The organism is Caulobacter sp. DWR2-3-1b2 (genome assembly GCF_049896345.1).
Lineage (GTDB): Bacteria > Pseudomonadota > Alphaproteobacteria > Caulobacterales > Caulobacteraceae > Caulobacter.
Genome location: NZ_JAFCUC010000005.1, coordinates 91,845 through 104,380 on the forward strand (window position 1 = coordinate 91,845; position 12,536 = coordinate 104,380).

Annotated in this window: 17 protein-coding genes and 1 other RNA gene; 12 read left to right on the plus strand and 6 right to left on the minus strand. The window is 66.3% G+C overall.

Going from position 1 to position 12,536, the window contains the following annotated elements; genetic code table 11:
• The first annotated feature begins 47 nt into the window (after positions 1-47).
• The 4 genes from ACP694_RS14335 to ACP694_RS14350 all read left to right on the plus strand — a co-directional run bounded on the left by ACP694_RS14335 (position 48) and on the right by ACP694_RS14350 (position 2,602).
• The gene (locus ACP694_RS14335; protein WP_426013425.1) at positions 48-611 is read left to right on the plus strand and encodes a hypothetical protein; all 564 of its coding nucleotides are present in this window, start codon (positions 48-50) and stop codon (positions 609-611) included.
• Positions 608-1,159, plus strand: coding sequence for an acetolactate synthase small subunit (gene ilvN / locus ACP694_RS14340; RefSeq protein WP_426013427.1), 552 nt, complete (start codon positions 608-610; stop codon positions 1,157-1,159). Before ACP694_RS14335 ends, ilvN begins: the two co-directional genes overlap by 4 nt.
• Before the next feature lie 2 nt (positions 1,160-1,161).
• Positions 1,162-2,031 (plus strand): hypothetical protein, encoded by an 870-nt coding sequence (locus tag ACP694_RS14345; RefSeq protein WP_426013429.1) that lies wholly within the window; start codon positions 1,162-1,164, stop codon positions 2,029-2,031.
• A gap of 307 nt (positions 2,032-2,338) precedes the next feature.
• Entirely contained in the window at positions 2,339-2,602 is a 264-nt protein-coding gene (locus ACP694_RS14350; protein WP_426013431.1) for a hypothetical protein, read from the plus strand.
• 89 nt (positions 2,603-2,691) lie between these two features.
• Here ACP694_RS14350 and ACP694_RS14355 read toward each other — a convergent pair whose 3' ends face one another.
• Positions 2,692-3,222: an aquaporin gene (locus ACP694_RS14355; protein ID WP_426013432.1), complete on the minus strand. Its 531-nt coding sequence runs from the start codon at positions 3,220-3,222 to the stop codon at positions 2,692-2,694.
• On the opposite strand from ACP694_RS14355, the gene ACP694_RS14360 reads away from it, so the two are divergent.
• Complete coding sequence (locus ACP694_RS14360) at positions 3,221-3,358, plus strand: hypothetical protein (RefSeq protein WP_426013434.1); 138 nt, start codon at positions 3,221-3,223, stop codon at positions 3,356-3,358. The genes ACP694_RS14355 and ACP694_RS14360 overlap by 2 nt on opposite strands.
• A gap of 134 nt (positions 3,359-3,492) precedes the next feature.
• Here ACP694_RS14360 and ACP694_RS14365 read toward each other — a convergent pair whose 3' ends face one another.
• Positions 3,493-4,404, minus strand: coding sequence for an AraC family transcriptional regulator N-terminal domain-containing protein (locus tag ACP694_RS14365; RefSeq protein ID WP_426013436.1), 912 nt, complete (start codon positions 4,402-4,404; stop codon positions 3,493-3,495).
• A gap of 202 nt (positions 4,405-4,606) precedes the next feature.
• Between ACP694_RS14365 and ACP694_RS14370 the strand changes: the two genes are divergently transcribed.
• From ACP694_RS14370 to ACP694_RS14400, 7 genes are all read left to right on the plus strand, one after another.
• On the plus strand, positions 4,607-4,915 hold the full coding sequence (locus ACP694_RS14370; protein WP_426013437.1) for an Atu4866 domain-containing protein: 309 nt from the start codon (positions 4,607-4,609) through the stop codon (positions 4,913-4,915).
• Positions 4,881-5,246, plus strand: a transfer-messenger RNA (tmRNA) gene (gene ssrA, locus ACP694_RS14375). The genes ACP694_RS14370 and ssrA overlap by 35 nt, the downstream gene beginning before the upstream one ends.
• Before the next feature lie 134 nt (positions 5,247-5,380).
• Positions 5,381-5,866 (plus strand): SspB family protein, encoded by a 486-nt coding sequence (locus ACP694_RS14380; RefSeq protein ID WP_426013439.1) that lies wholly within the window; start codon positions 5,381-5,383, stop codon positions 5,864-5,866.
• A gap of 6 nt (positions 5,867-5,872) precedes the next feature.
• Positions 5,873-6,358: a PaaI family thioesterase gene (locus tag ACP694_RS14385; RefSeq protein ID WP_426013441.1), complete on the plus strand. Its 486-nt coding sequence runs from the start codon at positions 5,873-5,875 to the stop codon at positions 6,356-6,358.
• A 6-nt stretch (positions 6,359-6,364) separates the two neighbouring features.
• Complete coding sequence (locus tag ACP694_RS14390) at positions 6,365-7,216, plus strand: C13 family peptidase (protein WP_426013443.1); 852 nt, start codon at positions 6,365-6,367, stop codon at positions 7,214-7,216.
• 112 nt (positions 7,217-7,328) lie between these two features.
• Positions 7,329-9,479 carry a serine hydrolase gene (locus ACP694_RS14395; protein ID WP_426013445.1) on the plus strand — a complete coding sequence of 717 codons (2,151 nt, stop codon included), beginning with the start codon at positions 7,329-7,331 and terminating at the stop codon, positions 9,477-9,479.
• Positions 9,480-9,550: 71 nt separating this feature from the next.
• A complete protein-coding gene (locus ACP694_RS14400) occupies positions 9,551-9,940 on the plus strand; it encodes a hypothetical protein (RefSeq protein ID WP_426013447.1) in 390 nt (129 codons plus the stop codon).
• Here ACP694_RS14400 and ACP694_RS14405 read toward each other — a convergent pair.
• From ACP694_RS14405 to ACP694_RS14420, 4 genes are all read right to left on the minus strand, one after another.
• Entirely contained in the window at positions 9,902-10,288 is a 387-nt protein-coding gene (locus ACP694_RS14405; RefSeq protein WP_426013449.1) for a RusA family crossover junction endodeoxyribonuclease, read from the minus strand. The two genes, ACP694_RS14400 and ACP694_RS14405, sit on opposite strands and share 39 nt — an antisense overlap.
• 2 nt (positions 10,289-10,290) lie before the next feature.
• Positions 10,291-10,614: a YbjQ family protein gene (locus ACP694_RS14410; RefSeq protein WP_426013451.1), complete on the minus strand. Its 324-nt coding sequence runs from the start codon at positions 10,612-10,614 to the stop codon at positions 10,291-10,293.
• 50 nt (positions 10,615-10,664) lie between these two features.
• Positions 10,665-11,852 carry an acyltransferase family protein gene (locus tag ACP694_RS14415; protein ID WP_426013452.1) on the minus strand — a complete coding sequence of 396 codons (1,188 nt, stop codon included), beginning with the start codon at positions 11,850-11,852 and terminating at the stop codon, positions 10,665-10,667.
• Positions 11,853-11,961: 109 nt separating this feature from the next.
• Positions 11,962-12,498: a DUF1697 domain-containing protein gene (locus tag ACP694_RS14420; protein WP_426013454.1), complete on the minus strand. Its 537-nt coding sequence runs from the start codon at positions 12,496-12,498 to the stop codon at positions 11,962-11,964.
• Between the last annotated feature and the right edge of the window lie 38 nt (positions 12,499-12,536).

The following is a 12,536-nucleotide window of genomic DNA, read 5'->3' on the forward strand; positions in this document are numbered from 1 at the left end:
TGCCGGCCGCTCTGCTGTAGCTTGCCGGCGAACTTCCCGGAGACCTCATGCCGCCGCTTCAGATCGCCCTGGCCGCCGCGCCCGTCGTGTTCGCCCTCGTGGCGGGGGCGTTCAGCCTGTTCCAATGGCTGCTGGCGGCGCGCGAGCGGTCGGATGAGCGGGACGACGAACTCCTGGCCTGGGGCTCGAAGGTGATGGACGCCATGGCCGAGTTGGAAACGCTCTGCGCCAATCCCGCCAGCCTATGGCCGGGCGTCGGGTTCGATCGCGAACGCCTGGCCATTGCCGCACGGCTTTCCAGCCTGGTCGATCAGGGCCGGATGTTCTTTCCCAATGTCCAAACCAGAGGCCAGCAGCGCGGAGACAAGCCCGCAGCCTATCGGGGTTCGCGGGTGGTCATCCTCGACCAGGTGATCGTCGGCTATGACGTCGCCCATCTGATCCCGGAGGCCGGCCTTGAGCGGAAAGGCCTCTTGCAACAGCCGTTGCGAGACGCCCGCCGCGAGTTCGTATCCCTGCTACAAAAAGAAGTCGGATCGAGCCGGCGCCACTCGGCCGCGGTCCGCGAGACCCGCCCCGCCATCAAGATTCGCTTGGAAGACCTATCATGAGCACAACCAGCCAACCCGCCTCCGCCTATGACATGCCCGGCGCGGCCCAACTAGAGCTGACCGCGACCTTCGCCCTGCTCGTCGACAATGAGCCGGGCGTGCTCCACCGGGTGGTCGGGCTGTTCGCCGCGCGGGGCTACAACATCGAGAGCCTGACGGTGGCCGAGACCGATCACAAGGCCCATACCAGCCGCATCACCGTGGTCACCCGTGGCACGCGCCAGGTGCTGGACCAGATCGAGGCCCAGCTCAACAAGGTGGTCAATGTCCGGCGCGTGCATGACGTGACCCGCGACCCGAACGGCGTCGAACGTGAGTTGGCCCTGGTCAAGGTGCGCGGCTCGGGCGTCGATCGGGTCGAGGCCCTGCGCATCGCCGAGATCTTCCGCGCCAAGCCCGTGGACACCACACTGGAGAGCTTCGTGTTCGAGATCAGCGGCGCGCCATCGAAGATCGACAAGTTCCTCGATCTGATGCGGCCGCTGGGATTGGTGGAACTGTCCCGTACGGGCGTGCTTTCCATCGAGCGGGGCGTTGAAGGAATGTAGTCATGACGGGCGCGACGCTATTGGCCGGTCTTCTGGCGGGGTTCGCCCTCGCTGGTCAGCAACCCGCGCCTCAAACGGTTTTGCCGACCGATCCCGCCGTCTGGTGGGCGCCGGAAATTCCCAGGGTCCCGTCCGAACAGGATCCGCTGCAAAATCGCCGGCTGGCGCGTAACGAAAAGCTCGTGCCAATCGACAATGGCGTCGATCCCCTGCTCTACCGCCTGTGGGGCCTGCAGCCCCTGCAAGCCCAGTTGATCAAGCGCGGCGAACTGATCCTCGAGGTCTGGGCCCGCCCCGCCTTGGGCGTGCGCCAGGCCATCGTTCGGGTCACCGTCCGCCGCGATGGTCGCGCGTTCGTTCAAGCCCGGGCCGGGCTGGGCTGTTGCACCCCCGAGATCAGCCGCCGAGTCGACATCGACGCCGAACTGGCGCCGCAGCAGATCGCTGCGCTCAAGGCGCTGGTCGGCGCTCCGCTGTGGAGCCAGCCGCGTTCGGTAATCGTCGACTACGGCGGCGGAGCCATCGCGCCGGTGTGCCTTGACGGTATTTCCTGGGACGTCACCCTGCTGGTTCCCGGTCAGGCGCGGCATCTGCGCAGGGCCTGCGACGACACTGAGGTGGGATCCATCGCGCCTGTTCTCACGGCGGCGCTGTCGGCGGCTACCGGCCACGACTCCAGGTTCGACGTCATGTTCGCGCGCGGCGGCGATTTCTCGCGCCAGCAACGAGCCTATGACGCTCTGATCGCCTCGGGCGGCCGACTGAAGGGCGAAAGCAGCCGGACCCAACCCCCGGCGGTCCCTTTGCCGCTAGACGACGGATTTGGATTGGACGCGGTGTCACAAGTATCCCCGACAAGGGGCGCGAACTGACAACTTCCTATGCGCGCCCGTCGCCGTGGACACACTCGTAAATTGGAATTGATGGTTAACGGCGTTATCAGGCTTGGCAATAACCTCGGGAGGGAAAGCCATGTTGAAGACCGTCATCCTGAAATCCATGCTGGCCGCGGCGAGCGTTGGCGCCGTGATCGGCGCGGCGTCGATGGCCCAGGCCACGCCTCACACGCCGTAGATCAAGTACGACCCGATCGCGGAGCATCCGCCCATCCCCGCCGGTTTGAACGCCGCGTGCACGACGGCGCCCGACGACGGCTCTCCGGCGAGCAAGACCTGTCCGGTGATCTACTACGGTGGCTACAAGACCTGGATCTACAGCTTCAATGACAACCGGACGTCCTTCGCCCTGGTCACCTACGACAGCGCCGGAAACGTCTTGTGGAACGTCCGACGCGACGGCGCGCGCTATGTCTTCGACGCGATCAGCGACGACAAGGGCGAGAAGATCACCATCTTCGGCCAGGACAAGCAGTTCATCGCGGTCAACTGGTCCGACCTGCCGCACTGGAGAATTTTTCGAGCGAAGTGGTTCCGGTTCGCGTGAAGAAAAATGCGTTAAAACAAATGATTAGAGCTCACGGCCTGACGCAGTCAGGTCGGGAAATGCTCTAGGGAGGACGCCCTGGGCGCGCCTCAACCCACCTTCAGCACATTGAAGCGGTAGAGCAGCGCGCCCAGCACCGCCCCGATCGCCGGCGCCACGAAGAACAGCCACAACTGGGCCAGGGCCTGTCCGCCCATAGAGATGGCAGGGCCGAAGCTACGGGCCGGATTGACCGAGACGCCGGTCACCTGAATGCCAACGATGTGGATTACCGCGAGGGCGATGCCGATCCCCAGGCCCACGAAGCCGGGCGCGGCGTCGGTGCCGGTCGACCCCAGGATGACGATGACAAAGAGCGCGGTCATCACAACCTCGAACAGGAAGGCCGCCTGCACTGGGAGCGCGCCGCCGTAGCCAGGACCCCAACCATTCTGGCCCAGGCCGTGGGCCGTGCCGCCCGCGATGGCCAGCAAAACCGCCGCCCCCGCCGTCGCGCCGACAAACTGAGCGGCCCAATAGAGCACCATCTCCTTGGCGCTGATGCGATTGGCGACGAAGGCCGCCAGGCTGACAGCTGGATTGACGTGACAGCCGGACACCGGGCCGATGCCATAGGCCATGGGCCATGGCGATGATCGCGAACCCGAACGCCAAGGCTATGCCCAGTTGTCCGACATGATCGCCGCCCAACACCACCGCGCCGCAGCCAAACAAGACCAGAGCAAACGTGCCGACGAACTCGGCAACGAGTTTTGACATTTGACCGCCTCCCTCACCCGCGCCCATCTGCACCTCGAAGGCAGGCGCGGCGAGCTTGTCTCTGTTGGGCGAGTCTTGGAATAGGCGAAATCTCTAGGCGATCGGGCGGGCCGCCCCAGGACGCGCCGGACTTAGGTCTCGACCAGCATGTCTGGACGGCCCCGCAGGCGGGCGACGTCACGCAGAGGCGGCGCGCCGAACAGCCTGGCGTATTCGCGGCTGAACTGCGAGGCGCTATCGTAGCCCACGGCATGGCCGGCCGACCCCGCGTCCAGGCGCTGCACCAGGATCAGCTTGCGCGCCTCCTGCAGGCGAATCTGCTTCTGGTACTGAAGGGGGCTGAGGGCGGTGACCGCCTTGAAATGGCGATGTAGGGCCGAAGGACTCATGCGGGCCTCGGCGGCCAGATCCTCGATGCGGAACGGCTCGTCGAAGTGTTGCTTGATCCAGCCAATCGCCCGGCGGACCTGACGCATGCGGCCATTGGCCCGGGTAATCTGGGCCAAGCGTGGCCCCTGGTCGCCCAGCAAGATGCGATAGAGGATCTCGCGCTCGATCAGCGGCGCTAGCACGGCGGCGTCGCGCGGGGTCTCCATCAACCGCACCATTCGCATCACCGCGTCCAGCAGCGGCGGATTGACCTCGCTGACCGCCATGGCCCCGATCAGGGGACCGCCGTCATGGGCCAGGGCCGCCTCGGCGCCCGTCTGCAGCAGCAGATCGCCGATCACCTCGGGATCCAGTTCCATGCGGAAACAAAGATAGGGCGTCTCAGGTGTCGCCTCGATCACTTGGCCGATCACTGGCAGGTCGACCGACACCACGACATAGCGCAGGGCGTCATAGATCAGGGTTTGGCCGCCACTGATCACCTGCTTGGTTCCTTGGGCCACCACGCAGACGGCGGCGCCGAACACCCCATGCACCGGTTCGCTCGGCTGGCTGGTCCGCACCACCGCGCAACGCGGGCCGCAGACCTCATACGAACCGTCTTGCGGGGCGTATCGTTCAATCAACGCGGCGAGTTCGCCCTGTTCGGCCATGAGAAATTCCTTTCCGCAACGCCCACTCTCCTAGCCAAGCCACGAACATGCGTCACGCCTTCGGGAGATGATGTGCAGGATCGTGCAATCAAGGCGGAGCATCGGTCTATCGAACATCGGTCGGCATAAGTCACATTGGCGAGGTCGGCGTCGTCACCGTCCTTGTCTGGTCGTGGCGAAGCCGCCTGCCCCCGAGGTCTTCATGAAATACTATCCCAAGATCGCGCGCTGGGTGTCCGGTGTGTGGGCCAGCGCCGATGGCGTCGCCCTGGAACTGCGCATGGACGGCCGGTTCGAAGAACGCCACGACGGCGAGGTCGTGTTCACCGGCCATTACGAGATGGAAGGCGACGACGTGCGCCTGTTCGAGGATGGCGGCGGCCTGCTGATTGGCCGCCTTACAGAGGGCCGTCTTAGCTTGGAGCCGCCGCCTCGCCCGCGCGATGTCGGTCGATTTCCGGCTCGAAACCAACGTCGGACTTCCCTCGGCCGATCGCACCCCCTATATTGAGTTTGTCCGGGTTCGCTCGGACTATGGGGATAAACGCGCACGTAATAAGCGGACTGGACCCGGGTGCGATTCCCGGCGGCTCCACCAACTCTTTCCCGAGTTATCGCGGGACTGCATGGGGCCGATCAGCATCGACAGACGTGTAAAGGTGTATGCTTTCTCTCGGCGTGGCTCACCGTTTCGGGCCATTTTTCTAAATGCGAACGATAACTTCGCTGAAGAGTTCGCCATCGCCGCGTAATGCGGTGCGGGTGATCTCGCCTCTTAAGTCCTAGGGGTTCAGATCCCTAGGCGGGGCCCGGAGGGAGCCTGCCAACAGAATCCCTCCACTTTCCACCAGAACGCGGCGCTTTACCTCCCCAAAGCGGGGAGGGAATAAAAACGGCGCGCCCCCACCTTCTCCCCGCCACCGCGACACGCTACTCTCCGCGCTTCGTTTCCAGTTCTTGCTTTTCGATGGACCGCATGGCCCAGACCAATCCGCCTGAAGACCTGATGCAATACGAGGCGATGGCCCAGGACGCACTGCGTGGCGTGGTCAAGGCCGCCCTGCGCAAGGCCGCCGCGCCCGGCGGCCTGCCCGAGCCCCATCATCTGTACATCACCTTCAAGACCCAGGCGGCCGGCGTGTCGGGGCCGCAGGACCTTCTCGGCAAGTATCCCGATGAGATGACCATCATCCTGCAGCACCAGTACTGGGACCTGGCGCCGGGCGAGACCTTCTTCTCGGTCACCCTGAAGTTCGGCGGCCAGCCCAAGCGTTTGTCGGTGCCCTACGCAGCCGTGACGCGGTTCTACGATCCATCGGTGCAATTTGCCTTGCAGTTCGAGGCGCCCGAGATCGTGCCGCAGGCGCCTGAGCCGGACCCAGAGCCCGAAACCACTGGGCCATCCGAGGGCGGCGAGGACGCGCCGAAGATCATCTCCCTCGACCAGTTCCGCAAGAAGTAGTCGCGCGTGAGCGACATCGCCCCAAACGAGGTGGTTTCGGACACCCCGCAGGCCCTGACGGACGAGGCGATCCTGGCGCGATTCCATGCCGCCAAGACCGTGCCGGGCAGCGCCCGCACGCTGGGCTTTCGCATGGTGTCGGTGAACCAGGCCGAACGGCGCGTCGAGATCGCCTTCGAGCCGTCGATCGAGGCCGTGGGCAACCCGATGGGCCAGGTGCAGGGCGGCTATGTCAGCGCCATGCTGGACGAATGCATGTCGGTGGCGGGCATGATCGCCTCGGGCATGACCTGCGTGGTCCCGACGCTGGAGATGAAGACCAGCTTCCTGCGACCTGCCATTCCCGGCCCGCTGCGGGGCGTCGGCTGGGTGGTTAAGTGGGGCAAGACCGTCTGCTTTACCGAGGGCGAGCTCTACGATCCCCAAGGCCGTCTGCTGGCCAAGGCCAGCGCCACGGCCATCCCCACGCCCTTCGCGAAGTTCAAGAAGTAGAGCGCGATGCGGCGTATCGCGGGCCTGTTTCTGGGTTTGCTGCTGCTGGCCGCGCCCGCTCTCGCCCAGAGCGGGGTTTCTCCCGCCGCGCCAACGCCTTCCAGCCCCTACCGGAGTCCGTTCGCCAATTGGGCCGCCGTCGTTGTCGCCGGTGACTGGCACGCCCATTCGGATGGCCCGACAGAAGCGTTCGACAACGCCCGCCGCGACGTCAGCCTGACCCTGGCGGATCTGGGTTTCGCGCGCGACGCCATAAGACAGTATTCCGTAAGGCCCGCGCGTTATCCCGCCGTGAGTCCCGGAAAGGCCGATCTCGGCGTCATTCACGCCGGACTGCGCAAGCTGGCCGCCCGAAACACGGCCGGCTGTCTGTTCTATATAAGCAGCCATGGCGCGCCGGAGGGGGTGGTGCTGGACGAGGGGATTTTGCCGCCTCACCTGCTGGCGGCGGTGATCAACGACGCCTGTCCCGGCCGCCCCTCGATCGTGGTGATCTCCGCCTGTTTCTCCGGTGTGTTCGTGGCGCCCCTTCAAAAGAGCAACCGGATGATCCTGACGGCGGCGCGATCGGATCGCGCCTCGTTCGGCTGCAGCGCGGACGACAAGTATCCCTATTTCGACGACTGCTTCCTGTCGTCGGCACCTTTGGCTCCCGACTTCGCCGCCTTGGGCCGGGCTGTGCAGACCTGCGTGGCCAGGAAGGAGCGGGACACCGGCGCGCAGCCGCCCTCGGAGCCGCAGTTGTGGATCGGGGCCGACCTGCGCCCTCTGCTGCCGCTCTACACCCTCTCACACCCTCCGCCGAAGCCCACCGCGCGGCCGCCGGCCAGGCTCAAGAGGCCGGCGGCCGCGCGTTGAGGATCGAAAGTCTGCGGGAAAGAGCTCCGGCGGCGCCACGAATCCTTTGATCCGTCGCCCGGGCGCCCTAGAAGTTTGATCATCCCCTGCCCTAACCATTGAGGTCTTGTTCGTGGCGCTGCGTCTTTCGTTCAAGGCCGCCGCGTTGGCGGCGCTCATCGGCAGCGTGTTCTTCGGCGCGTCGATGGTCGAAGCCCAGGACGCCGTCGCGCCGCCGCTACCTGCCGCCGCGGTCGCCACACCTGGCGCGCCCATCCCCTACACGGCCACCGTCAAGCGTCGCCCCGGCAGAGTACGCCCCGCGCCGACCCGCACGTTGTCCGTCGGCTCCCCCTTGACCACGACCAGCGCGGCGATCGCCGCCGCCGCTCCGACGCCCGTGCCGGTCACCGCCGCCCCCCTGCCGGCCGCTGATCTTGAGGCCTATGTCGATGGGGTCGTGCGCAGCAGCATGGCCCGCGACCACATCGCCGGGGTGACTATCGCCGTGGTCCAGAACGGCCAAGTCGTTTTGAAAAAGGGCTATGGCGTCGCCAGCGTGACCGGCGGCCGGCGCGTCGATCCCGACAAGACCCTGTTCCGGGTGGGCTCGATTTCCAAGACCTTCACCTGGATCGCCCTGATGAACGAGGTCGAGGCCGGGCGCATACGGCTGGATACCCCGGTCAACATCTACCTGCCCGAAAAGCTGCAGTTGAAGGACCAGGGCAAGAAGAGCCCCGTGCGGCTGCGCGATCTGATGACCCACACCGCAGGGTTCGAGGACCGGGCGCTGGGCCAACTGTTCGAACGCGATGCGCGTCGCGAGCGGTCGCTGGAGCTCTATCTGCGCCAGGAGCGTCCCAACCGCGTGCGCGAACCAGGCGTCCTGCCCGCCTATTCCAACTATGGCGTCGCCCTGGCCGGCGAGGCCCTGGCCAATGTGACCGGAAAGCCGTTCGAGCAGTTGGTCACCGAGCAGGTGATCTTCCCCGCCGGCCTGACCCACACCACCTTCCGCGAGGATCGCCCGTGGCGCGCCGACCTGCCCGCGCCGATGTCGCCGGCCCTGGCCGCCGATCGCTCGGACGGCTTCCGCTGGACCCCGCTGGGCTTCCACACTGAAGCGCCGGAATATATCGGCCACATCGCCCCCGCCGGATCGGCATCCAGCACGGCCGGCGACATGGCCCGCTACATGACCCTGCTGCTGAACGGCGGGACGATCGACGGCAGGACAGTGTTCTCGCCCAAGACCAGCGCCGCGTTCCGCACGCCGATGTACCGTCCGGCCGAAGGCGCGCCGGGCTGGAACGCCGGCTTCATGGACATCCCCCTGCCGGGCGGCCACCGCGGCTTCGGCCATGCCGGCGCGACGCTGTGGTTCCACTCCAACATGGTCATGGTTCCGGACCTGGGCCTGGGCGTATTCATCGCCGTCAACACCGACACAGGCGTTGATTTGCCCGCCACCCTGCCGGCGGCCATCATCGAGCGCTTCTACGCCCCTCGCCCCGAGGTTCCTGTCGCCAGCCGCATGAGCGTCGCGGAGGCCAAGGCCTATGGGGGCCAGTTCCTGACCACCCGGCGCTCCTATGGTGGGCTGGAAGGCTTCATCGACCGGATGATCGGCGACGCCTCGGTGCGCGCCGCGCCGGACGGGCGTCTGACCCTCACCCTCGACGGCAAGTCCAGCCAGTGGACGGCGACCGACAAGCCGGATGTCTTTGCCCCAGTCAGCGGTCCTGGCCTGCTGGTGTTCCAGCGCGAAGAGGGTCGCGTCGTGCGCTTCTTCTCGCCCATGGGGTTCGCGGCGTTCGAGCGCATCGGCTTCCCGCACGGGCTGGGCCTGTTTATGACCTTCGCGATCCTGACGGGGCTGGCTTCGATCGCCACCCTGATCGGCGTCGTCACCCGAGACCGCCGCGAGTCACGCCAGACCCCGACCCAGGCCCTTGCCAGCCTGTTGCAGATCACCCAGGCGGTGCTGTGGCTGACCGCCCTGGCCGGCGTCGGGATCTTTGCGTCCGGATCGCGCGACATCGCCAAGGTGTTCTATGGCTGGCCCAGCGGTTGGCTGCTGACCGCTTCGGCGTGCGCCTTCGTGGCCGCCTTGCTGACCCTGGCCACCCTGTTCATGGCGCCCGTGGTGTGGCGCGGCGGGCGGCGGGTCGACAGCTGGACATCGCTGCGCAAGCTGGGCTTCACCTGCACCACGCTGGTTTTCCTGGGCTTCGCGGTAATCCTGTCGACCTGGGGCTTCCTGGAATTCTGGAACACGTAGGCTTCTTGCCCAAAAAGACAGGCACGCGAACTGCAACCAGACCCCCGAAGAAACATCCGGGGGAGCGGATCGTGTCAAAGCAGGACGTCATCGTTTTCACAGGCGCCGGGTTCCTGGCCTGGCTGGCCGCGACGTTGTTCTACGCGGCCTATGGCGACGGCTTGCTGGAGAAGGCCTTCTGGTTCTACGCCCTGAACGCCTTCGGCGCGGCCGCCCTGGCGACGTTCGTGTTCCAGGTCACGGCCCGGCTGCGGCGAATTCCCTGCGGCCAGCGGCTGTTCCCGGCCCTGGCCTTCGGCCTGCCCATCCTGGTCGGGGGCGACCTGGTGGTCGTCAATTTCCAGCAGCTGATGTCGGACGATCCGGTCAGCCTGGGCCGCTACGGCGCCTTCGTGGTGGTGCTGCTCATCGGGATCGGCGCTTCAATCTTCGAGCGTGGCGCGCAGAAAGCGCGAGTCTAGCTTTCGCACCACGATGACGATCCGCTCGCGCTCGGCCGGGCGGCGTTCGACCAGCAGCCGGGCGACCTGGGCGTCGTCATGGAAGGCGTAGCCCTTGATGGCGTCCAGCAGGGCCTTGGCCAGGTTGTCGAGGTCCATCCACGGCGGTTCGCCGACGAACTCCATGCCGATCTCGACCGAAAATTCGCCCCAGGCCGGCCGTGATCCGCGCCAGACCTTGCGGAAGAATTCGTAGATCAGGGGCTTGTAGTATTTGGCCTGGGTGGTCAGGCCATCGACCACCAGGGTCAACTCGCCGCCGTCCTCGCGGGCCCGGACCTTGCCGTGATGGACCCAGCCGTGATCCATGCTCAGGCGATCGGCTCGACCTTGACGGCGGTGCCATAGGCCAACACCTCGGTGATGCCGTCCATGATCTCGTTGGCGTCGTAGCGCATGGCCAGGATGGCGTTGGCCCCCGTTTCGGCGGCATGGGCCACCAACAGGTCATAGGCTTCCTTGCGGGCCGCCTCGGCCAGGTTGACATAGATCGACAGCTTGCCGCCGAAGATCGACTGAATCGAGCCGCCGATATTGCCGATCACGCTGCGCGAGCGAACGGTGACGCCGCGCACCAGGCCCAGATGGGCGACGATGCGATAACCGGGCAGATCATTGGTGGTGGCGACGAGCATGAGTGTCTCCTGTGCGTTCGGCTGGTATAGCCGACCCTCCGTCGGCCTGCCTAGAGACGCAGGTGAATGCCCCGCCGGTGCAACGGCGCGACCAGGCAGATTATCAGCGTCAGCACGCCCAAGGCGCAGAGCAGGGACGCCAGCTTGAGATCGTGGGTTAGTCGCTGGGCCAAGGCGTAACCAAAGGCCTGGGGCGTGATGACCGCGCCGTCCGGGCCTTGACCTAGGGCGAGACTGGAATAGGCGCCCATGACCTGCGAAATGACGAAGACCAGGATGGCGTTGCCGCCCAGAACTTTCAGCGGCCAGGCGGCGATCCGCGCGACGCGAAAGGCCAGCAGCGCGTGCAGGACCGCAAGAGCCGTCAGCGCCACGCCGCTGCTGAACAGGGCGAAGCTGGGTGTCCAGATCCGCTTGTTGATAGGCAGCAGAGGGTCCAGCGCCAAGCCGGCCACGATCAGGGCCACGCCCAGCACCAGCGCCAGGCCCGCCGCCCGACCGGGACGTAGAGAATCCGTCGGCTGACGGAGGAGGAGCGCGGCGACGGCGCCGATCAGCACATTGACCGTCGCCGGCAGGGTGGAAAGCAGGCCCTCGGGGTCGTAGGTGACGCCGACGCCCTCGGTCAGGCCGAGCACCCACAGATGCGGCACGGTGAACACGGCGCGATCGACGAAGGCCGGCAGGGAGCCCTGGGTGTCCAGCCGCCCGACGCCAAAGCCAGGCACGGGCGTGAAGGCCAGCAGGGCCCAGTAGCCGATCAGCAGCGCCACGGCCGCCGAGAGCGTGACGCCGGCGTCGAGCCGCAGCATCCCGTCCGGACCCGTCCTCGCCGACGGCAGACAGATCAGGCAGCCCAAGGCGTAGCAAAGCCCGATCCGCTGCAGGATCCCGGGAAAGCGCAGGTGAGCCAGGTCGAAGGTCGGCAGGGCGTTCAGGATCAGGCCCAGCAGAACCAGCAGCGCCGTGCGGCGCGCGAACTTGATCCAAAGGGCGGGAGAGGCGCGATCCGTCGCGCTCAGCCCCGGCATCGACAGGCCGATCGCCAGGCCGACGCAGAACAGGAAGGTCGGAAACACCAGGTCGGCCGGGGTCCAGCCGTTCCAGGCCGCGTGCATCAGCGGCGCATAGCTATGCTCCCAGGCGCCGGGACTGGTGACGACGATCATGCCCGCCACGGCCAGGCCCCGCAAAGCGTCGAGCGCGACAATCCGCTGGCCGTCGGTATCCGAACTCATGACCCCTCCCCCGCACGCGTTGAAAGGATCATGCCACGCGGGACAGCGCTGTCAAATTGCCAGCGATTGAGGCGGCTCGGCCGCCGCGACCTTGCGGGGTCGGAAGACCTCAGCCGACCAGCGCGGCCAGCTTCAACACCGTGTTCCAGTTGCGGCTGGTGCCGTTGGGCGAGCGCTTGGTTTTCTTCCAGTCGCGATCCAGCATCGAATGGCCGACGTCCTCGGGATAGTCGACATAGAGCTCGCGGCCGAGCGCCTCGAAGGTCTCGCGCCCGGTGATCGCCGCCCGCAAGATGAGCTCGTCGCCCTCCGGCAACGGGGCTTTCAAAAACTGGACCAGCAGGTGGTTGGGATGGCTGGCGGCCTGGGCGGGATAGGGGTTTCCGGCTATGATCGCCCGCAGTTGAGCCGGCGTGCGAACGAAGAACGCGGTGCGCACGCCCATGCGGGCTTCGAGCCCGTCCTCCAGACGTTTCTCCAGCGCGACGTCGGACGCCCCCTCGCCCCACAGCACCAGATTGCCGCTGGCCAGCAGGGTCTTGGCGTCGTCGAAGCCCAGGTCCTTCGCCAAACCCAGCAGGTCGTCCTTCAGCACCTTGCGGCCGCCGACATTGACGCCGCGCAGCAGGGCGATGTGAGGGCTCATGGAGACTCCTGTTCATCCAGAACTGGAGGCGTAAGACC